This window comes from Tomitella cavernea (genome assembly GCF_016599145.1).
Lineage (GTDB): Bacteria > Actinomycetota > Actinomycetes > Mycobacteriales > Mycobacteriaceae > Tomitella > Tomitella cavernae.
On the sequence record NZ_JAENKO010000021.1, the window covers coordinates 26,710 to 47,233 of the forward strand.

Genomic DNA, 20,524 nt, shown 5'->3' on the forward strand with positions numbered 1-20,524 from the left:
GGTGACGAGAAAATCACTCTCCGGCGCAGCGGGATTCGGCGAGTGCGCGCCGCAGCTGCACCCTGCTGATCTTGCCGATCCCGATCACCGGGAACTCGTCGACGATCTTCACGAGATCGGGGATCTTGTACGCCGCCAGGCCGTCCCGCCTCAGGTAACGGGTGACGTCCCGGGGGCCGAGCGGAGGCGCGCCGTCCCCCCGCTCCGGACCCCCTTGCTCCGGGCCCGCCTGCGTGCGGCGAGGGATGACGAATGCGCAGGTGCGCTCGCCCAGCGCGTCATCCGGTACGGCGACGACGGCCGCATCGTGGATGCCAGGGTGGGCGAGAAGGCGTCCCTCGACCTCGTCGGGCGAGATCTTCTCCCCACCGCGGTTGATCTGCTCCTTGATGCGGCCGACCACGGCGAGGTTGCCGTCGGGCCGCAGCACGGCCAGGTCGCCGGTGCGGTAGAACCCGTCGTCGGTGAAGGCGGTGCGGTTGGGGTCGGTGGGGGAGCCGGAGCCGGGAACGGACGGGTCCCCGGCGCCGCCGTCCCCGTGAGCGGGTTCGAAGTATCCGCGGATGGTGTAGGGGCCGCGGGTGAGCAGGTGCCCGGGGGTGCCGTCGGGCACCGGGTCGCCGGCGTCGTCGACGATGCGGATCTCGTCGGCGGCGGAGCACGGGCGGCCCTGCGTCGCGACGATCACCTCGTGCGGGTCGTCCAGGCGGGTGTAGTTGATGAGCCCCTCGGCCATGCCGAAGACCTGCTGCAGGGTGGCGTCGAGTTCGGGGCCGACCCGCCGCGCCAGGTCGGTGCCGCACGCGGCGCCGCCGATCTGCAGGACCTCGAGGCTCGACAGGTCGTGGCGCGTGGACGCCGCGGCCGCCAGCCACGACAACGCCAGCGGCGGGACGGCCGAGGTGATGGTGACGCGTTCCGACTCGATGAGCGCGAACACCACGTCGGGGCTCGGCACGTGCGCGAGGACGACGGTGGCACCGGCGTGGAACGCGCCGAGGATGCCGGGGGAGACGAACGGGAAGTTGTGCGCCACGGGCAGCGCCCCGAGGAACACCGAGCGCGCGTCCAGCGGGCAGGCGTCGAGGCTCTCGCGGATCGCGCACAGGTAGTCCTCGTGGCGGCGCGGGATGAGCTTGGGCACGCCCGTGCTGCCGCCGGACAGCTGCAGCAGCGCCACGTCGGAGGCGACGGGGGGCTCCGGGAGCGGGTCCGCGTCGGTGCTGTCGCCGGGACGGTCGTAGAGGTCGCCGAGCCGGTGGAAGCCGTGCGACCCGCCGACCTCGCCCGGTTCTCCTGCGACGATGACGTGCCGCAACGCGGGCAGGTCCGCCGAGACCTCGGCGGCGAGGGCGCGGTAGTCGAATCCGAGGTGCTTGTCGGCGACGATGTAGGCGACGGCGCCGGTGTGCCCGCAGAACTGCACGATCTCGGTGCGCCGGTGTGCGGGGAGCGCCAGCACCGCCACGGCGCCGAGGCGCAGCAGCGCGAAGAAGGTTTCGACGAACGCCGCGCCGTTGGGCAGGTGCACCACCACGTGGTCGCCGCGCCGGATGCCCGTCCGATGCAGGCCCGCCGCCAGGCCGTCGACGCGAGCGGCGAGCTCGTCGTAGGTCAGGCGGGTTCCGCCGGCGACGAGCGCGAGCCGGTCGCCGTGCGCGGCGGCCCGCGTGCTGAGCACGTCGCACAGGGTCTCGTCGCGCCAGAGACCCTGCGCGCGGTAACTGCGGGCGTAGTCCTCGGGCCAGTCGGGGTAGCGGGACCGCGTGGTGGTGCCGGCCATCAGTTCGCCATCGCCTCGTCGACGTCGTCGAGCATCGACATCGCGGCCAGCGGGCCGCCCAGGCTCATCCACTGCGAGCCGTCGACGGTGCTGACGTGGCCCTCCTGGACGGCGGAGAGCGCGGCGAACGACGGGCTGGCCATCGCGGCGTCGAGCGCGTCGACGTCGTTGCCCTGCCCGGAGAGGGTGCCCACGAAGATCCAGTCGCCGTCGATGGCGTCGAGGTTCTCCATGCTCAGCGGCATGCTGTGCTGCGCGGTCTCCTGCTGTGCCTCGGGGCGCTGGAAGCCGACGTCGTTGAGCACGCTGCCTGCGAACGTCCCCTTGTTGATGGTGCTGGGCCCCTTGGGGTTCCAGCGCACCACGCTGACGACCGAGTCTGCGGCCGGGCCCAGGTCCTGCTGCACCGACGCCACCTTGGCCTGGTACTCGTCCATGAAGGCCTGCTGCTGGTCGGTGCGGCCGAGCGTCTCGCCGATGGTGGCGAACGCGTCCTTCCAGTTCTCGCCGAGCTGGAAGGTGACGACTGTGGGCGCGATCTGGCGCAGGCGGGCGAGCACCTGCTGGTCGCGCACCTGGCCCGCGAGGATGACGTCCGGGTCGGCCTTGATCACCTTGTCCAGCTCGGGGCCGGTGACGGTGCCGACCATGGTGATGCCATCCGCCTTGTCGCCGAGGTAGCGCGGGGCGCCGTCCTGGCCGCGGCCGGCGGTCGCGCCCACGGGCGTCACGCCGAGTGCGAGCGCCGCATCGAGGTCCATCTCGCTCAGCGTCACGACACGCTGCGGGTCCGCGGGCACCTCGACCTCGGTGCCGGTGGCATCGGTGATGGTGACGGTGTCGGCCGACGCCGCCGATGCCGCATCGGCCTCGCCCGACTCGCCGGATCCGCTACCGCATGCGGTGAGCGCGAGCATCAGCGCCATGAGAACGGTGAACAGCGCGGCGAGGCCGGACCGGCGGCGCGGACCGCGGCCCGCACCGGCACGGCCTCGGGGCGCGGGGCGGGCGCCGGGGATCGTTGATTGCGGCATGAATGCTCCGTAGTGTTGTTGCGGTTGCGTCAGTGTTGTCGTGGACGTACGACCGGATCCGGGGTGCCGGGGGGCCGCTGTACGCGGGCGGGCCGCGTCGTCCCACTCGGCGGGGCCCGTTCGACCCCGCCCCGTCGGTTAGCTTAGGCTAACTTCATGGTCGTCGATCATGCTGCCACGGACCGCCGCCCCGGCGCCAGGGGGGTGTCTCCTATCGGGTTGGGCGGCAAACGGAGCCGCGTCGGGGCACGACGTCATGTCGTGTCGGCCGCGCTCCTTGTGCTGGCGGTGCTGCTGGCCGCCGTGGCGTCGCTGCTGTTCGGATCGGGCGATACGGGCGTGTGGCGTGCGGTGCAGTTCCTGGTGGGCGGCGGCGACGCGCGCGCCGACGAGCACCTCCGCATCGTCGTGATGGACCTGCGCCTGCCACGGACGTTCGCCGCGCTGTTGATCGGCGTGGCGCTGGGCGTGGCAGGCGCACTGTTGCAGGCGGTCACGCGCAACCCCCTCGCGGAGACCGGGCTCCTCGGCGTCAACGCGGGCGGCGCGCTGGGGGTCGTCTCCGGCATCATGCTCGGCGCCGCGGGCACCGGGACCGCGCGGCTGGGCTGGGCATTCGCCGGCGCCCTCATCGTCAGTGCCGTGGTACTGCTCATCGCAGCCAAGGGGTCCGGCGGGGCGTCGCCGCTGCGACTGGTGCTCGCCGGCGCAGCGATCGGAGCCACAGTCCGCGGCGTCACCGCCTACCTGCTGCTGGGCAAACAGGCGAGCTACGACGAATACCGGTGGTGGATCCTCGGTTCGCTGTCCGGTGTGTCGGCCGAGTCGGTCATCGACGTACTGCCGTTCGTGATCGTGGGCGTCGTCATCGCGCTCGCCTCCTCCCGTCCGCTGTCGGCGCTGTCGCTGGGCGATGAGACCGCGCGGTCGCTGGGGCACCGGCCCAAGCTGATCCGGTCGGTCGTGGTCGTCGCGGTGACGCTGCTGACGGCGGCGTCGGTGGCGGTGGCGGGGCCGGTGGCCTTCGTCGGGCTGCTCGCGCCGTACATCGCCCGCGCGGTGGTCGGCACGGCGATGGGGCCGCAACTGCTGTTCGCGGGGCTCGCCGGCGCGCTCGCGGTGCTGGTCGCGGACGTGGCCGCCCGGCTGGTGATCGCCCCGTACGAGGCGCCGGTGGCGGTGCTGCTCGCACTCATCGGCGCGCCGCTGCTCATCATGCTCGCCCGCTCGTCCCGGCTGCTCACACTGGGCGCGTCGAAGCAGGGGGCGCTGTGACGGCGGCGAAAACCCCGGTGCCGACGGAAACCCCGGTGCCGGAAGGCGACCGCGTGAAGGGCGGCGCCGCAGCGGCGGCACGGCCCCCGGACGGGTTCGTGGTCCGCGCCGGCGGCTACTCCGTAGTGCTCGCGCGGCGGGGGAGTCTCGTCGTCGCCGTGATGGCGGTGTGTGCGGCAGCGCTGGTGGTGGCATCACTGCTCACCGACTCGGCGGGGTTCGGCACCGGAGAGCTGTTTGCCGGGCTGTTCGGCCGCGCCGGCAACGGCGTGAACCTGCTTGTGCAGCAGATATTCCTGCCCCGGGTGGTGTGCGCGCTGCTGGCTGGCGCGGGCCTGGGCGCTGCCGGTTGCCTGTCGCAGACCCTCGCCCGTAACCGTCTGGCGACCCCCGACATGCTCGGCGTCAGCGAGGGTGCCACCACCGCGATGCTCGCCGTCGCGGGTGCCAGCGTCACCGGGCTGGTGGGCGCGTGGTGGGCGGGGCCCGTGGGCGCGGCGGCGGCCGGACTCGTCGTGGTGCTGTTGGCCGGCGGGATGGGGCGGGCCGGGTACCGGGTGCTCATCGTGGGGGTCGCGCTGACCACCATGCTCTCGTCGGTCACCCAGCTGGTGCTGGCCACCCAGAACATCAACTCCGCGGGCGGATCATTCCTGTGGACCATGGGCAGCCTCAACGGCCGCGGCTACGAGACCGCGGTGCCGGTGGCCGTCGGCCTGGCCGTGCTGTTCCCGCTCGCGCTGCTGATGGCGAGGAGGCTGGGGGTGCTGCGTCTCGACGACGCCACAGCCGCGACGCTGGGGCTGCGTCCGGATCGCACCCGGCTGGCGGTGCTGGCGGTGGCCGTCGGAATGGCGGGTCTGGCCGTCGGCGTCGGCGGGCCCATCGGGTTCGTCGCGTTGGCCGCGCCGGTGATCGCTTCGCGGCTGGCCGGGCCGGCGCGGGTCCCGGTGCTCTCGTCCGCAGTGGTGGGCGCGGTACTGGTGGTCGCCGCCGACCTCGCCGCCCGCACTCTCGCACCCGTCGAGATCCCCGCCGGCGTGGTCACCGCCGTCCTCGGCGGGCCGTTCCTGCTGTGGGTGCTGTTGTCGCGAGAAGGAGGAGGCCGATGACCGAAGCGACTGCCGCCGCGCCGGCCGGCGGCGCCGTGGGCTGGAGCCTGGAGGTCTCCGGGCTCAGCGCGGGCTATTCGGGCGCCCCCGCGGTGCGCCACGTGTCGTTCACCGCGGGGGCGGGGCGTGTCGTGGCCATCGTCGGGCCCAACGGCTGCGGCAAGTCCACTTTGCTCCGGTCGATCGCCCGTCTGCACAAGCCGACCTCGGGCGCGGTGACGGTGGGCGGCGAGGACCTGTGGCGGATGCGTCCGCGCCAGGCCGCGCACCGGGTGGCGTTGTTGCCGCAGTCTCCGCAGGCCCCCGAGGCGCTCACCGTGGCGGGCCTTGTGGGCTACGGACGGCATCCCCACCAGGGCCTGTTCCGCCAGTGGTCGTACCGCGACGAGCAGGCGGTGGCCGCCGCACTGGAAGCCACCGGCACGACGTCGCTGGCGGGGCGACGCCTGGACGAACTCTCCGGCGGCCAGCGGCAACGCTGCTGGTTCGCCATGGTCATGGCCCAGGAATCGCCGGTACTGCTGTTGGACGAGCCGACGAGCGCCCTCGACCTGGGGCACGCGGCGAGCGTGCTGGGTCTCGCCAGGGGCGTCGCCCGAGCAGGTCGCACCGTGGTGATGGTGGTGCACGACATCGGAGCCGCCGCGCGCTACGCGGACGACGTGCTGGCCATGCGTGACGGCGAGATGGTCGCGTGGGGTCCGCCCGGCGAGGTCGTGGACGCCGCGCTGGTGCGGACTCTGTTCGACATCGACGCGGACATCCTCACCGCGCCCAGCGACGGAGCGCCGGTGGTGGTCACCAGGGAGCATCCGGCCGCCCTCGATGCCTGCCCAGCGCCCGGTGCGGTGCCCGGCTCCCCGCCGGTGGCGACGGTGCACGCGTGACTGCGCGGGGCGCCGCGGCACCGCACCACGCGACCCCGCCGCAGACGCCCAGACCCGCGTCGGCGCCGCTGGCGGACAGCCCGCGGATCGGGTGCCTCGAGGATCAAGTGGGGCGGGGGATTCCGGGCGCGGTGGAAGCCTTTTGGCGGGAGGTCGCCGCAGAGGGGACGCCGCTGATCGAGGCGGTCCCGGGCGCTGGCGACGCGGGCGCCGGCGCGGCCCCGGCAGACGAGGTGATCGCCACCTTCGTCCATCGCGGCGGGCCGGCCGCCGCCATGGTGAACAAGTTGCACGACCGCGCCGACCCGGCCGCCTCGCGAATGCGGAACGTCGAGGGCACCGACGTGTGGTGGCTCGCCTACCGGCTCCCGGTCGGCTGGCGCGGCAGCTATCACTTGGTGCCGGGCGACGAGTCTGCCGAACCCGCCGCAGCCGTCCCCGACCCGCACAATCCGCGCCGGCTCGCGCAGCCGGGCGGCGCGGACAAGAGCGTGGCGGCGATGCCCCAGGCCCCTGCGGACGACCATCTGGCCCCGCCGCCGGGCACGCCGGCCGGTGCGGTGGAGACGCACGAGGTGACCAGTGCGGCGCTGGGCAACACCCGGCGGGTGTGGGTGCACACCCCGCACGGCTTCTCCGGGGCCGGCGCGCCGGCGGGCGGATATCCGGTTCTGGTGCTCCTCGACGGCGCCACCTGGTTCGAGACCGCACCGATCGGGCCGACGCTCGACCACCTTTACGCGCGGGGGGAGCTGCCCGCGATGGTGACGGTGGGCGTCGACACCCTGGGGCCGTCGGTGCGCAACGAGGAACTGACCTGTCACGCGCCGTTCGTCCGTTTCGTCACCGACGAGCTGCTGCCGTGGGTGGAGCGGCGCCTGCCGGTCACCCGGGATCCGGCACGCACCGTCATCGCCGGTCAGAGCCTGGGCGGACTGGCGGCGGCGTTCATCGCGGGCTCGGCGCCGGAGCGCGTCGGATGCGTCCTGGCCCAGTCTCCGTCGCTGTGGTGGCGGGGGCGCGGTCCTGGCGGGGAGTCGTCGCAGGACGGGCGCGAATGGCTGACCGACTGGTATGCGCGGCGTGAGCGGCTTCCGGTGCGTTTCCACCTGGAGGTCGGGTGCGACGAGTGGGTGAACCTGATGCCGGCCCGACGATTCCGGGATGTTCTCGAGTACAAGGGGTATCCGCTGGGGTACCGCGAGTTCGGCGGTGGGCACGATGTCGCCTGCTGGCGTGTCGGCATCGCCGGCGGCCTCGCATCGCTGACGCATGGATGGTAGCCGGGACCGTTGGGCCGCTTGGCAACCCGACCAATCATCTGTTAGGTTAGGCTAACCAAATCATTGATCGGAGGGTGCATCGTGGATGCTGCCGAGTTCACCGGCCGGGTGGCCGTGGTGACCGGGGCCGCGGGCGGGATCGGCGCGGCCGTCGCGTCGGGGCTCGCCGCGCGTGGCGCCGTCGTCGCGGCGCTCGACCTCGACGGCGCCACGGCTCCCGCCGGCGGCCGCGGATACGCCTGCGACGTCGCCGATTCCGCCGCAGTTGACGAGGTGATCGCGCGGGTCGAGGCGGAGCTGGGGCCGGTGGCGATGCTCGCGAACGTGGCCGGGGTCCTGGCCACGGGCGACGTCGTCGACACGTCCGACGCGCAGTGGTCGCGCCCGTTCGACGTCAACGCCACCGGCGTGTTCACCGTGTCCCGGGCGGTCGCCCGGGTGATGGTCCCGCGCGGGGCCGGCGCCATCGTCACGGTCGGCTCCAACGCGGCGGGCGTCCCGCGCGCATCGATGGCGGCCTACGCGGCGTCGAAAGCCGCGGCGACGATGTTCACCAAGTGCCTCGGACTGGAGCTGGCGGCGCACGGCATCCGGTGCAACGTGGTCTCGCCGGGCTCCACCGATACGCCCATGCAGCGGGGAATGTGGAGCGACGGCACAGGCTTGGACGCGGTGATCGCGGGTGCACCTGAGTTGTTCAAGGTGGGAATCCCGCTGGGCCGCATCGCCGATCCGGTCGACGTGGCCGATTCCGTGCTGTTCCTGCTGTCGGACCGCGCGCGGCACATCACCATGCACGACCTCTACGTGGACGGCGGCGCGACGCTCAGGGCGTGAGCGCTCCCGCCGCCGGCGGCCGGGTGGAACCGGCACCGGAAACGTGACACTGCACTGCTGACGACACCGCCGCCGGAACCCGGCGCGCGACGACAGGAGACGCGATGACCCTCTCGACTGCGATGCACACCGCCGCGCCGGCCGGATCCGGCGCGGCTACGCCGCTGGACGCGTACACGCCCGGCGACTTCTACTTCTCGAGCGGGCGCCGGGCGGTGCTGGGCAGGGGCGGGGCAGTGGTGGCTTCGGACGTTCCGGCCGTCGCGTGCACAGAGGCCGTGCGCGCCGCGCTCCGCGCTGCTCCCCGGAACGGGGGCCGGCCGGCGCGCGTCGTCGGGGCGGTCCCGTTCGACACGGAACGCCCTGCCCGCCTCATGGTCCCGGAGCAGCTCCAGGTGACCGACGGCAGCGGCGGTGATATCGGCGGCGTTGGTGCTGGCGGCGATCGTGTTGACCGCGGCGCATCGGCGGGCGTCGCACCGGCCTCATGCGCGGTCACCGCGTGTCCGAGCCCGGAGGACCACATGGCGGCCGTCGACGAGGCGCTCAGCGTGATGCACCGGGCCCCCGAGCTGCACAAGCTCGTCCTCGCCCGGACGCTGCACCTACGGCCTGAGGGCGCCCTGGAGCCCGGGCGCGTGCTGCGGGTCCTGGCCCGCCGGCATCCCGGGGCCTACACGTTCGCCGCGGACATCCCGGCGGCCCCCGGGGCGGGGCCGCGCGCGATGGTGGGCGCCAGCCCCGAGCTGCTCGCATCGCGGCACGGCGACGCGGTGCGCTCGTGCCCGCTTGCCGGATCCGCCGCGCGCAGCGACGATCCCGCAGAAGACCGGCGGCGCGCGGAGGCGCTGCAGGCATCGGCGAAGGACCAGGTGGAGCACGCCATCGTCGTCGACGCGATCGCCGAGGCGCTGCGCCCGCTGTGCGGCAGCCTCGACGTCCCGGTGCGGCCTCGGCTGGTCGCGACGCCGACGATGTGGCACCTGGCAACCCCCATTGTCGGGACGGTCGCAGACCGCGCCGTCACCGCGCTCGATCTCGCCCTGGCGCTGCATCCCACCCCGGCGATCTGCGGGGCACCCACGGCGGCCGCCCGCGCGGAGATCGGCCGGATCGAAACCTTCGACCGCGGGTTCTACAGCGGCTTCGTCGGCTGGTGCGACGCGGACGGCGACGGCGAATGGGCCATCTCGATCCGCTGTGCCGAGGTGGACGCCGGCGGGGCACGGCTGTTCGCCGGCGGTGGCATCGTCGCCGGCTCCGATCCCGCGGCCGAGCTGGCGGAGACCTCCGCCAAGTTCCGCACCATGACCGACGCCATCGACGAGGCGGTGGCGGCCGCCCCGGTGCGCGGCTGAGGGTCGATCGACCCGCATACAGACCCGACACACGCCCTACGCCAGAGACGGAGCCCGAAGCAGCCATGTCGATCCCCGCGATCCACCCTTACACCGCGCCCGCCGCGGACCTGGACGCCAACCGCGCCGACTGGCGCCCGGAACCAGGCCGGTGCGCTCTGCTCATCCACGACATGCAGCAATACTTTCTGGACGCGTACGACCCTGCGCAAGAGCCGATCCCGGAGCTCTACCGCAACATCGCGGCGCTGCGCGCCGCGTGTGCGGACCGGGGAATCCCGGTGCTGTATTCCGCACAGCCGGGCGGGCAGGACCTCGCACGGCGCGGGCTGCTCGCCGACTTCTGGGGAGAGGGGATGGCCGACGATCCCGCACAGACCCGCATCGTCGACGCGCTGGCCCCCGGGCCGGACGACATTGTGATCACCAAGTGGCGCTACAGCGCGTTCCAGCGCACCGAACTCGCGGACGTGCTGCGGTTCCAGCGGCGCGACCAGTTGATCATCACCGGCGTGTATGCGCACCTGGGGTGCCTGGCCACCGCGACGGAGGCGTTCATGCGCGACATCCGGCCGTTCTTCGTGGCCGACGCGGTGGCCGACTTCACCGCTGATGAGCACCGGATGGCGGTGGACTACGCGGCACGCCGCTGCGCCGCGGTGACCACCACGGCGCGCCTGGTCGACGCGCTCACCCCGGCGCTGCAGCACTGACGCGCACGCACAAGCGGTGCAGCCGGACCGAACTGTTCGATTACACAGCCTGTTCGACAACACAACGAAAGAAGAGAACACACTGATGGACACCACTCGTAAGTCGACGGCGCGGGTGCGCCGGATGCTCACCCTCGCGGCCGCCGCCGGCCTCGTCACCGCCACCGCCGCCCCGGCGCTGGCCGCACCCGGGCCCGCGGGTGTGCTCGGCTCGCTGGCACCGTCGCCGGAACCGGCCGTGCTCGACACGCTGCAGGTGGGCGACGGCAACTATGAGGTGGCCGTGGACCCGATCCACAACCGCGCCTACTTCGCGAGTCCCGGCGCGAAGGCGATCACCGTCGTCGACGCCACCACCAACGCGACGCTGCAGACGATCGAACTCGAACATGCACCCTACGGAGTGGCGGTCAACCCGATCACGCAGATCGTGTACACCTCGAACACGCGCGACAAGACGGTCGCCGTGATCGACGCCGTGACCGGTAAGGTCACCGGCACGATCGACACGGGCAAGGGCCACGGTATCGAGGTGGATCCGGTGCGCAATCTGGTCTACCTGGCCGTGCCCGGCGACTCCGCGGTGCAGGTGATCAACGGCGCGACCAACGCTGTCGCCGCGACGGTGCCGACGGGCGAGACTCCGGTGCAGATCGAGGTGGACGAGGCGCGCGGCAGCTATTGGGTGTCCACCACCGGCGACGCCACGGTGACCGAATACTCGTCGGCCACCAACGAGAAGATCGCGTCGGTGACCACCGGCGAAGGCCCGCAGAACATGTACTTGGACACCTTGCGCGGCAAGCTCTACGTCGACGCATTCAAGGCCGGCACCGTCGACGTGGTGGACGTGAACACCGACGCGGTGGTCGACAGCATCGACGTGGGCGCGCAGCCCATCGGCATCGACTGCAACCCGGTGAGCGCCGTGTGCGTGGTTCCGCACCTGACCGCCAAGGGCGACGGCGGCAAGGGCAGCACCGACCCGGACGACCCCGGCCGCGTGTCGGTGATCGACGCGGACGCCGGCACCAAGATCGCCGAACTGCACATCGGCGGCGTGCCGCTGGGCGTCGGCTACAACCCGTTGACCTCGACGGCACTGGTCACCGATCGCGGCAGCGCGGAAGTCGCGGTGATCGGCGCCTGACCCCGTCCCGGCCGCACCGACGCTCCGGCGCCGAGGGGACTCCCCTCGGCGCCGGAGCCTTTCCACGGGGCGACAGGCTCGCGGCCGACGCTCGTGTCAGGCTGTGAAGGCCAGATACGGCGCCAGCGCCAGCAGGGCGACGATGAGGGCACGCTTGAGCGTGCGGGTGGGGATGGCGTGCGCGATCCGCCAGCCGAGGAACACCCCGGCCAACTCCGGCACCCCGACCAGCAGCGCGAGCGGCCAGTCGATCGCGCCCTGCGCCGCATAGCCGACCGAACCGATGGCGGCGATGACGATCGACTGCGCCTGTGCCGCCGCAAGGGATTCGAGTACGGGCACACCGCATGCGATCAGCAGCGGCACGGCGAGCATGGGGCCGCCGATGCCCACGATCCCGCCCGTCACGGAGACGGCCGCCCCGATTCCCGCAACAGTCACGGGGTCCGGATGCCTGCGGGGCGCGACGGCTCCGGTGACCACAGCCGTCTCCCGTCCGGCGCCACGCCGCTCCCGGTACCACAGCAGCAGCGCGACGACGGCGACGACGGCGGCGAGCACATAGCCGAACGCGCGCTGGGACAACTGCGCGTTGACCAGGACCCCTACGGGGGTGCCGATGACGGCGGCACCGGCGAGGGTGAGCGCCGTGCGGCGGGTGTGCGCCTGGCGCAATTGACCCGAGCGTGCGAACGCCGCCGTGCCGGCGATGCCGGTGGCGACGTGCGTGACCAGGGCGGTTCCGGCCACGGCCGGTGCGGACAAGCCGGTCAGCGCGAACAGTCCGATGGTGGGGAGCACGCCGCCGGGGCCCAGAGCGGTGATACCGATGCCGCCGGCCAGGCTGATCAGCGCCAGCCCGACGAGAACGGCCGGGGACAGGCCGGCGATCAGGACGCGGCGTCCGAGGCGATGGTGTTCAGGTCGGTGGAAACGGGCGTGCGGCCGCGCTTCCGGTCCCCGGCGCGCAGCAGGTTGCTCGCGCCGGGCCTGCCGACGATCTCCTCCACGAGCGCCGCGGCGGCGAGCGCGGCCTCGAGGTCGATGCCGGTGGCGATGCCTGAATCGTCCAGCAGGTAGACGAGCTCCTCGGTGGCGATGTTGCCGCTGGCCCCGGGAGCGAACGGGCAGCCGCCGAAGCCGCCGACGGCCGCGTCCAGCTGCGTGACGCCCGCCTGCACCGCCGCCCACGCGCATGCGAGTCCGGCGCCGCGCGTGTTGTGGAAGTGTGCGCCGAGCGTGATCGGCTGCGCAGCAGACGGAGAGAGCTCGACGCGGATCCGACTGATGAGGGCCGTCACGCGGCCCGGCGTCGCGGTACCGATCGTGTCCGCCACTGCCAGCGAGTCGGCCCCGAGCGCCAGCGCCCCGGCCGCCACCCGCACGGTACGGTCCGGGTCGGTGGGGCCGTCGAACGGGCAGTCCCAGGCGGTGGCGATGATCACCTCGAGCCGACCGCCCGCACCGTGCACGATGTCCGCCACCCCGGATGTGCGCGCGAGCGCCTCGTCGGTGGTGGCCTTGACGTTGGCGCGGCTGTGCCCGTCGGAGGCGGAGACGACGTACTCGACGGTGGTGATGCCCGCGTCGACAGCGCGGCGCGCCCCGCCCGGGCTCGCCACCAGCGCCGAGAACTCCGGTCCGTCGTCGCGGAACGTGCCGGCTGCCGCGGCCATCGCGGCGGCGTCCGCCATCGCTGGGACCGCGCGGGGCGAGACGAAAGCGGTGAGCTCGATGCGTGGAACGCCCGTCGACGCGAGCGCCTCGAGCAGCCGCACCTTCGCCTCGGTGGGGAGCGGCGCCTCATTCTGCAGGCCGTCGCGCAGGCCCACCTCGCGGATGCTCACGCGCTGCGGCAGTCCGTCCATCAGATCGCGCCCTCCTCACGCAGCGCCGCCCGCCGCTCCTCCGAGTATCCCAGCAGCCCGGCGTACACCGCGTCGTTGTCGCCGCCCGGCTCCGCGGATCCAGCGGTGCGCACGGACCCCGGGGTGCCGGACAGGCGGGGCACCACGCCCGGGCCCAGCACCGCCTCGCCGACACGTGCGTCGTCGTGCTCGACGAACATGCCGCGGGCGCGCAACTGGGGGTCTTCGACCACCTCGGCCACGGTGTTCACGGGCCCGACGACCACCTGCGCACCGGTGAGCTCGTCGATGATCTTCCGTGCGGAGCGGCGCGCGGCCCACGCGCCGATGAGCCCGTCGAGCTCATCCTGATTGCGGCCGCGCGCCAGGTGGTCCCGGAAGCGCGGGTCGTCTGCCAGCTCCGGGCTGCCCAGGGCCGCGCACAACCGCCGGAACAGCGTGTCCTGGTTGGCGGCGATCACCACCCACTTGCCGTCGGACGAGCGGTAGATGTTCGACGGCGCGATCCCGTCGAGCCGCGTGCCCGACGGTCCGCGCACCACGCCGCCGCGGTCGTAGTCGGGGATCGTCGACTCCTGCACCGCAAGGCAGGCCTCGGTGAGCGCCACGTCCACCACCTGGCCGCGGCCGGTGGACTGCCGGGCCAGCAGTGCCGCGAGGATGCCCTGGGCGGCGAACATGCCCGCGAGCGTGTCGCCGATCGACAGCGACAGCCGGGGCGGTGGCTGGTCCGGGTAGCCGTTGAGGTGCCGCAGGCCGCTCACCGCCTCGGCCACGGAGGCATACCCGGGGCGGCCGGCGAGCGGGCCCGTCTGTCCGTAGCCGGACACGCGGGCGAGCACGATCCCCGGATTGCGCCCGCTGAGCACGTCGTAACCCAGCCCCCAGCGTTCGAGTGTGCCCGGACGGAAGTTCTCCAGCACCACGTCGGCGTGCTCCACAAGGTCCAGCAGCACCGCGCGGCCGGCGTCGCCGCGCAGGTCGAGCGTGATCGACCGCTTGTTGCGCGCGTGCACGGTCCAGAAGAACCGGTGACCGTCCTGCTCGGCGTTGCCCCACGTGCGCAGCGGATCGGGGCGGTCGGGCGCCTCGACCTTGATGACGTCGGCGCCCATGTCGCCCAGCAGCCGTCCGGCGAAGGGGCCGGAGATGAGCGTGCCGAGCTCGATGACGCGGTAGCCGTCGAGGGCCCCGGGGGTGTCGGTCACCTGTCCGCCTTCCGTTGTCGCCGCCTCGACGATACCGGCGAGCGGACCCGGTCAGGAGGCGCAGTCCCCCGCGTCGGGATCCCCGGCGAGACGGTCGTTCATCCACGTCAGCGCCTCGGGTGCCGCGATCGGCATGGCCGCCACATGGTTGACCAGCGGGGCGATGTCCGGCGTCGGATAGTCGCGGAACGTCACCGTCCCGCCGAGGGAGCACCAACGATCGACCATGGTGCGCACAGTGCGCGCGGGGACGATGTCGTCGCCGTCGCCGGTGACCACGAAGACCGGCACGCCGGGCCGGATCGTGCCGATGGTCTGTGCGGCGACGACCGACTTGATCGGCTCGGAGCCCAGCAGCGACTCGATCGGCTGCCCGGAGACGGTGAACTCCGTGCTCTGCGCGCCGCCGAACTCGTCCTCGGTGGCCGAGGTGCACTGGGTGGCCACGTCGCGGAGCATCGCGCGGCCGCGGTCGTTGAGTTGCGCGTCCACCGACGGGACGATCTGCGGGTAGTCGGCCTCGAGGCCGTTGATCGCGTAGCCGATGGCCCCGGCCAGGCGGCTGCCGTCGACCCGGGCGGTGGTGACGGCGAGGTTCGCCGGCGGAGCGCCCGCGAACGCGCCGCGCACGCCCAGATCGGGTGCGTAGGCGTCCACCTGCTCGGCCGCCGAGGCGACCGCGCCGCCGCCCTGCGAATAGCCCCACAGGCCTACCGGTGCGCCGACCCGGATCTCGGGGTCATGGAGGTTCTTGGCGGCACGGCCCATGTCCAGCACCGTGTGAGCCTGGGAGAGCCGGTTCATATAGGTGTGGATGCCGGGGGTGCCCAGGCCTTCGTAGTCGGTGACCGCCACCGCGTAGCCCTGCATGAGGAACACGCCCGCCTGGGCCAGGTTGTCGACGGAGCCGCCGCCGGGCATCCGCCGTGACGGCGCGCACTGGTCGCCCTGGCCCTGAGTGCCCGGCGCGAGGACGACGAGCGGGCGCGGGCCGGGCCTCGTCCACGGCATGTCGGGCGCCATCACGGTGCCGCTGACGGCGATGGGGTCGCCGTGCGTGTCCGTCGAGTGGTAGAGGACGGTGGTGGCGTGCACGGGCAGGTCGAGGCCCGCGAAGTCGATGGCGGTGGGCCGCGCGCGCAGGACGTCGCCGGGGCGGGTGCCGGCCAGGTCGGCGGGAGCGTCGTAGAAGGCGTCGGGCGCCGCCTGCGCCGGGGCGTCCGTGCGCGACCCGGCGAGCATGTCGTTGAGCATGGTCTCCGGGCCGGCCGCGGGGGCGGCCAGCGCGGGGGCGGCCAGCGCTGCCGCGGCTGCGGCGGTCGTGATGACGGTCGCGGTGGCGGCGCCGAGTCTTGTCAACGGTGCCGCGACACGGGGGAGTGTGCGTGGGAATCGGGTGCGCATCCGGGATCCTTCCGCCGGGCACGTGGTGCATGTGCTGCGGCGATCCGCCGGAATGGACCGTCGATGACGTGCCGCATGTCACGGTATCGGAATTCTGGACACGCGTTTGTGAAATCAGTGGAGTCGCCGGGGCGGGCGCGCCGCGGGCGTTCGTACTTCGGGCGCGGGTGCATCTGGATCCGGCAGGGCCGTCAGGCGCCGGCCTCCGCGGTGAGTGTTTCGACGAGACCGGTCACCGTGTCGATGCGCCTCCGTAGCTTTTCGCGCTGCGCATCGGCCTGCGCGGCGAATTGCCCGAGCCGCGACCGGTCTTCGTCGGTGCGGTCGACGGCGGGCCTGCCGAGGATCGTGAGGAGTTCGCGGATTTCGGCCAGCTGCAGGCCGGCGGGCTTCATCGACTTCAGCAGCAGCAGGCGGTCGAGGTCATCGGCGGAGTACAACCGAAACCCCCCCTGACTGCGGGAGCTCGGCACTGCCAGGCCGACTTCCTCGTAGTACCGGATAGTCCGCAGGGACAGGCCGGTGCGTTCGGCCACCTCGCCGATCTGCATCCGCCCGTCCACCGACGACCTCCACGTTCCTGTAGTGCACTCGGATCTTGCGCGCGCCGGACTGCCGGTTCCCGGGCCGCCGACCCTACGATCATCGACCCTACGATCCCGCGGCGGCGCCCGGCATACCCCCGCGCAACCCTAACCTTACGTAAGGGTACCGTTGAACGGACGTCGGTGTATGCGTGGCCGCGTCCCTGCTGGCCTCTCTGGAACCGGCCTGCGCCATATGCTTCGGCGGCGCGAGAACGGAGCTCACCCCATGTCCGCTGCCACCGCCGCGGCGTCGCCCCTGGAAACCCAGTCCTGGTTGGCCGCACTGCGTTCCCCCCGCCGCATGCGCATCGAAGTGCTCGGCGGGCTCGTAGTCGCGCTGGCGTTGATCCCCGAGGCGATCTCGTTCTCGATCATCGCCGGCGTCGACCCGCGCATAGGGCTGTTCGCGTCGTTCACCATGGCCGTGACCATCGCGTTCACCGGTGGGCGCCCGGCGATGATCTCGGCGGCCACCGGGTCGGTCGCACTCGTCGTCGCCCCCTTGTCGAAGGAGTACGGGCTCGACTACCTCATCGCCACTGTGATCCTCGGAGGAGTGATCCAGATCCTCCTCGGCGGGCTCGGGGTGGCCAAGCTGATGCGCTTCATCCCCCGCAGCGTCATGATCGGGTTCGTCAACGCGCTGGCGATCCTTATTTTCCTCGCCCAGCTCCCGCATCTCATCGACGTCCCCTGGCTGGTCTATCCGATGGTCGCCGTGGGGATAGTGCTGATCATCGCGCTGCCGCGGATCACCAGCGTCGTCCCCGCGCCATTGGTGGCGATCGTGCTGCTCACGGCCGCGACGATGGTGTTCGGCCTGTCGCTGCCGGACGTCGGCGACGAGGGCGAGCTTCCCCGCAGCCTGCCTTCGCTGCTCCTCCCCGGCGTGCCGCTGACCTGGGAGACGCTCACCATCATCGCCCCGTTCGCGTTCACCATGGCGCTCGTCGGGCTGCTCGAATCTCTCATGACCGCCAAATTCGTCGACGACATCACCGATACGCACTCGGACAAATCGCGGGAGTCGATCGGCCAGGGCATCGCCAACCTGGTGACCGGATTCTTCGGCGGCATGGGCGGCTGCGCGATGATCGGCCAGACGATGATCAACGTGAAGGGCTCCGGGGCGCGCACCCGCATCTCCACTTTCCTGGCGGGCGTGTTCCTGCTCATCCTCGTGGTGGGGCTCGGCGACCTCGTGGCGCAGATCCCCATGGCCGCGCTGGTGGCGGTGATGATCATGGTTTCGGTCGGCACCATGGACTGGCACAGCCTGCACCCCAAGACGCTGCACCGCATGCCGCGCAGCGAAACCGCGGTGATGCTGTCGACGGTGATCGTCACGGTGGCGACGAACAACCTCGCCTACGGGGTGGCGGTCGGAGTGATCGTGGCGATGGTGCTGTTCGCGCGTCGCGTCGCGCACCTGACGAGCGTTGAAAAAGTCCACGACGAGGACGCCGACCACGACGGAGCCGTCGACACCCGCGTGTACAAGGTCCGTGGCGAGCTGTTCTTCGCTTCCAGCAACGACCTCGTGTACCAGTTCGACTACGTGGACGACCCGCAGAACGTGGTCATCGACATGACCGGCGCCGACATCTGGGATGCCTCGACCGTCGCCGCCCTCGACGCCGTCCGCCGGAAGTATGCGGCCAAGGGCAAATATGCCGCGATCATCGGACTCGACGGCGCCAGCCTCGACCGGCACGACCGGCTCAGCGGGCACCTCGCCGGAGAGAACTGAAGGTCGGCGGGCCGGGTGGGTCGCCGACGGCCGCGTGTGGCGTGCGGGCTTCCAACGCGACGTGGCGGCGCGGCCGGGCCCCGTCGGAAGCCGTTCCGCCCCGGCACCGCGATCGGATGCCGGGGCGGAGCGTGCCGCACGGGGGGAGCTCAGGCGCCGTGCGAGGCGCGGAGCATGTCCTCGCGCTCGACCACCTTGACGCGCTCGCGGCCCTCGTCCTCTCCCAGCCCACGCTCGTACGCATCGAGCTTGTACCAGCCGTCCCAGGTGGTGTACGGGTGACCCTTGGCGTCGAGGAACTCGATGATCGCGTCCTCACCGGTGTTCTCCGGCTGCGGAAGCCGTCCCGCGTCGAAGTCCTCGATGAGGCAGGCGACGGTCTCGTTGGCGTCGCCCTTGGTCGAGCCGATGAGCCCCACGGGGCCGCGCTTGATCCAGCCGGTGACGTAGGTGGCGCTGAAGTGCGCGCCGTCGTCGCCGGTGACGCGGCCGGCCTCGTTGGGGATGGTGCCCGCCTGCTCGTCGAACGGAAGCTTGGCGATGTTCTGCGACAGGTAGCCCACCGCCCGGTACACCGCCTGCACGGGCCACTCGTTGAACCGGCCGGTGCCGCGCACGTTGCCGGTACCGTCGAGCTCGGTGCGCTCGGTGCGCAGGCCGACGACCTTGCCGTCCTCGCCGAGCACCTCCACCGGGTTCTCGAAGAAGTGCAGGTGGATGCGGCCCCGGCTCTCGCCCGGATCACGCAACGCGTAGTCCTGGATGATATTGGCGACCTGGTCGACGATCTTCGAGTTGCGCCGGGCCGCCTCGGAGGCCTCGTCGTAGTCGATGTCCTCGGGATCGACTATGACCTCGAGGTTCGGCGAGTGGTTGAGCTCCTTGAGCTCGAGCGGGGTGAACTTGGCCTGCGCCGGACCACGGCGGCCGAACACGTGCACGTCGGTGGCCTTGTTGGCCTTGAGCCCGTCGTAGACGTTGGCGGGGATCTCGGTGCGCAGCAGCTCGTCGCCGGTCTTGGCCAGCACGCGCGCCACGTCGAGGGCCACGTTGCCCACGCCGAGCACCGCCACCGACCCGGCCTCCAGTGGCCACTCGCGCGGCACGTCGGGGTGCCCGTCGTACCAGGAGACGAAGTCGGCGGCACCGTAGCTGCCGTCGAGGTCGATGCCCGGGATGTTCAGCGGCCGGTCGGCGTTGGCGCCGGTCGAGAAGATCACCGCGTCGTACATCGAGTGCAGGTCGTCGAGGGTGACGTCGTTGCCGTAGTCGATGTTGCCGAGCAGACGGACCTGCGGCTTGTCGAGCACCTTGTGCAGCGCCGAGACGATGCCCTTGATGCGCGGGTGGTCGGGGGCGACGCCGTAGCGGATGAGGCCGAACGGTGCGGGCATGCGCTCGAAGAGGTCGATGCTCACGCCACAGCCACAGGTCGCGGTATCGGATTTCATCAGGGCGTCTGCGGCGTAAATGCCGGCAGGCCCTGCTCCAATGATTGCGACACGCAGTGGACGATTCACTTCAGACCCTTTTGTCGAATTGGCGGTTCTATGGACATTCCAGTCTAGGGCACCGAAGCCTTACCTTTGTGATGGAGGTGACACTTGTCTCCCGGTTCCGGGTGCGTGATCGGCATCACGACGAGTTTCGCCGGCGTCGCGGCCCAACCCTGCGACGCGCGGTCACCGCGCGCGGTGACACACTGGAACCGCCCCGCACCGAGGTGTGCGGCGGGGCGGGATATGCGATGCGAGTCGCGGACGGAATTCACGGGCGGGAGGCTCCGGCGATGGCGGATGGGACGGACCCGCAGGCGGCCGGCTATGCGGGCGATGTGACGCCCGCCCGCGCCTGGGAGATGCTCGGCGACGACCCGCGCGCCGTCCTCGTCGACGTGCGCACCGGTGCGGAATGGCAGTTCGTGGGGGTTCCCGACCTGTCCGCGCTGGGGCGCCGCACACGGTTCGTCGAGTGGATCGACTACCCGTCGGGCGCGCCCAACCCGCAGTTCGGAGAGCAGCTGCAGTCCGAGGTCGCGGCGGAGCGGGGGGCCGCGAGGGACGGCGACGCGTCCGGCTCGCCGTCACCGATCCTGTTCCTCTGCCGCTCGGGGCAGCGGTCCATCGGGGCCGCCACCGCGGCCACCGGCGCGGGCATGGGGCCCGCTTACAACGTCCTTGAAGGGTTCGAAGGCGGGCTGGACGCCCACGGGCACCGCGGCAGCGCAGGCTGGCGCGCGGCAGGCCTGCCCTGGTGTCAGTCCTGACCGCTCCCC

18 protein-coding genes are annotated in these 20,524 nt (G+C 72.1%); 10 read left to right on the forward strand and 8 right to left on the reverse strand.

Annotated features, from left to right (window positions below; translation table 11 throughout):
* Positions 1-13 precede the first annotated feature (13 nt).
* On the reverse strand, positions 14-1,783 hold the full coding sequence (locus tag JJ683_RS09020) for a (2,3-dihydroxybenzoyl)adenylate synthase (RefSeq protein ID WP_200173304.1): 1,770 nt from the start codon (positions 1,781-1,783) through the stop codon (positions 14-16).
* Positions 1,783-2,817 (reverse strand): ABC transporter substrate-binding protein, encoded by a 1,035-nt coding sequence (locus JJ683_RS09025; RefSeq protein ID WP_200173307.1) that lies wholly within the window; start codon positions 2,815-2,817, stop codon positions 1,783-1,785. Before JJ683_RS09025 ends, JJ683_RS09020 begins: the two co-directional genes overlap by 1 nt.
* 261 nt (positions 2,818-3,078) lie before the next feature.
* On the opposite strand from JJ683_RS09025, the gene JJ683_RS09030 reads away from it, so the two are divergent.
* The 8 genes from JJ683_RS09030 to JJ683_RS09065 all read left to right on the forward strand — a co-directional run bounded on the left by JJ683_RS09030 (position 3,079) and on the right by JJ683_RS09065 (position 11,432).
* On the forward strand, positions 3,079-4,092 hold the full coding sequence (locus tag JJ683_RS09030; RefSeq protein WP_200173309.1) for a FecCD family ABC transporter permease: 1,014 nt from the start codon (positions 3,079-3,081) through the stop codon (positions 4,090-4,092).
* A complete protein-coding gene (locus JJ683_RS09035; protein ID WP_200173311.1) occupies positions 4,089-5,204 on the forward strand; it encodes a FecCD family ABC transporter permease in 1,116 nt (371 codons plus the stop codon). Before JJ683_RS09030 ends, JJ683_RS09035 begins: the two co-directional genes overlap by 4 nt.
* Positions 5,201-6,091 (forward strand): ABC transporter ATP-binding protein, encoded by an 891-nt coding sequence (locus JJ683_RS09040; protein WP_200173313.1) that lies wholly within the window; start codon positions 5,201-5,203, stop codon positions 6,089-6,091. Before JJ683_RS09035 ends, JJ683_RS09040 begins: the two co-directional genes overlap by 4 nt.
* Positions 6,088-7,374 carry an alpha/beta hydrolase-fold protein gene (locus JJ683_RS09045; RefSeq protein WP_200173315.1) on the forward strand — a complete coding sequence of 429 codons (1,287 nt, stop codon included), beginning with the start codon at positions 6,088-6,090 and terminating at the stop codon, positions 7,372-7,374. Before JJ683_RS09040 ends, JJ683_RS09045 begins: the two co-directional genes overlap by 4 nt.
* 81 nt (positions 7,375-7,455) lie before the next feature.
* Positions 7,456-8,211, forward strand: coding sequence for a 2,3-dihydro-2,3-dihydroxybenzoate dehydrogenase (gene dhbA, locus JJ683_RS09050; protein ID WP_200173317.1), 756 nt, complete (start codon positions 7,456-7,458; stop codon positions 8,209-8,211).
* Positions 8,212-8,315: 104 nt separating this feature from the next.
* Complete coding sequence (locus tag JJ683_RS09055; protein ID WP_200173319.1) at positions 8,316-9,569, forward strand: isochorismate synthase; 1,254 nt, start codon at positions 8,316-8,318, stop codon at positions 9,567-9,569.
* A 65-nt stretch (positions 9,570-9,634) separates the two neighbouring features.
* Positions 9,635-10,282: an isochorismatase family protein gene (locus JJ683_RS09060; RefSeq protein ID WP_200173321.1), complete on the forward strand. Its 648-nt coding sequence runs from the start codon at positions 9,635-9,637 to the stop codon at positions 10,280-10,282.
* 85 nt (positions 10,283-10,367) lie between these two features.
* Positions 10,368-11,432: a YncE family protein gene (locus JJ683_RS09065; RefSeq protein WP_200173323.1), complete on the forward strand. Its 1,065-nt coding sequence runs from the start codon at positions 10,368-10,370 to the stop codon at positions 11,430-11,432.
* Between the two features lie 96 nt (positions 11,433-11,528).
* On the opposite strand, the gene JJ683_RS09070 is transcribed toward JJ683_RS09065, so the two are convergent.
* The 5 genes from JJ683_RS09070 to JJ683_RS09090 all read right to left on the reverse strand — a co-directional run bounded on the left by JJ683_RS09070 (position 11,529) and on the right by JJ683_RS09090 (position 16,463).
* Positions 11,529-12,326, reverse strand: a complete 798-nt coding sequence (locus JJ683_RS09070) for a sulfite exporter TauE/SafE family protein (protein WP_200173371.1) — start codon at positions 12,324-12,326, stop codon at positions 11,529-11,531.
* Positions 12,323-13,300 (reverse strand): hydroxymethylglutaryl-CoA lyase, encoded by a 978-nt coding sequence (locus tag JJ683_RS09075; RefSeq protein ID WP_200173325.1) that lies wholly within the window; start codon positions 13,298-13,300, stop codon positions 12,323-12,325. Before JJ683_RS09075 ends, JJ683_RS09070 begins: the two co-directional genes overlap by 4 nt.
* Positions 13,300-14,508, reverse strand: a complete 1,209-nt coding sequence (locus JJ683_RS09080; protein ID WP_200173328.1) for a CaiB/BaiF CoA transferase family protein — start codon at positions 14,506-14,508, stop codon at positions 13,300-13,302. Before JJ683_RS09080 ends, JJ683_RS09075 begins: the two co-directional genes overlap by 1 nt.
* Before the next feature lie 51 nt (positions 14,509-14,559).
* Complete coding sequence (locus JJ683_RS09085) at positions 14,560-15,912, reverse strand: lipase family protein (RefSeq protein ID WP_200173330.1); 1,353 nt, start codon at positions 15,910-15,912, stop codon at positions 14,560-14,562.
* A gap of 191 nt (positions 15,913-16,103) precedes the next feature.
* Positions 16,104-16,463 carry a MerR family transcriptional regulator gene (locus JJ683_RS09090; protein WP_200173332.1) on the reverse strand — a complete coding sequence of 120 codons (360 nt, stop codon included), beginning with the start codon at positions 16,461-16,463 and terminating at the stop codon, positions 16,104-16,106.
* Positions 16,464-16,725: 262 nt separating this feature from the next.
* Between JJ683_RS09090 and JJ683_RS09095 the strand changes: the two genes are divergently transcribed.
* The gene (locus tag JJ683_RS09095) at positions 16,726-18,249 is read left to right on the forward strand and encodes a SulP family inorganic anion transporter (protein WP_200173335.1); all 1,524 of its coding nucleotides are present in this window, start codon (positions 16,726-16,728) and stop codon (positions 18,247-18,249) included.
* A 149-nt stretch (positions 18,250-18,398) separates the two neighbouring features.
* On the opposite strand, the gene JJ683_RS09100 is transcribed toward JJ683_RS09095, so the two are convergent.
* Positions 18,399-19,769: an FAD-dependent oxidoreductase gene (locus tag JJ683_RS09100; RefSeq protein WP_200173337.1), complete on the reverse strand. Its 1,371-nt coding sequence runs from the start codon at positions 19,767-19,769 to the stop codon at positions 18,399-18,401.
* A gap of 269 nt (positions 19,770-20,038) precedes the next feature.
* On the opposite strand from JJ683_RS09100, the gene JJ683_RS09105 reads away from it, so the two are divergent.
* Positions 20,039-20,515 (forward strand): rhodanese-like domain-containing protein, encoded by a 477-nt coding sequence (locus tag JJ683_RS09105; protein ID WP_200173340.1) that lies wholly within the window; start codon positions 20,039-20,041, stop codon positions 20,513-20,515.
* The last annotated feature ends 9 nt before the right edge of the window (positions 20,516-20,524 follow it).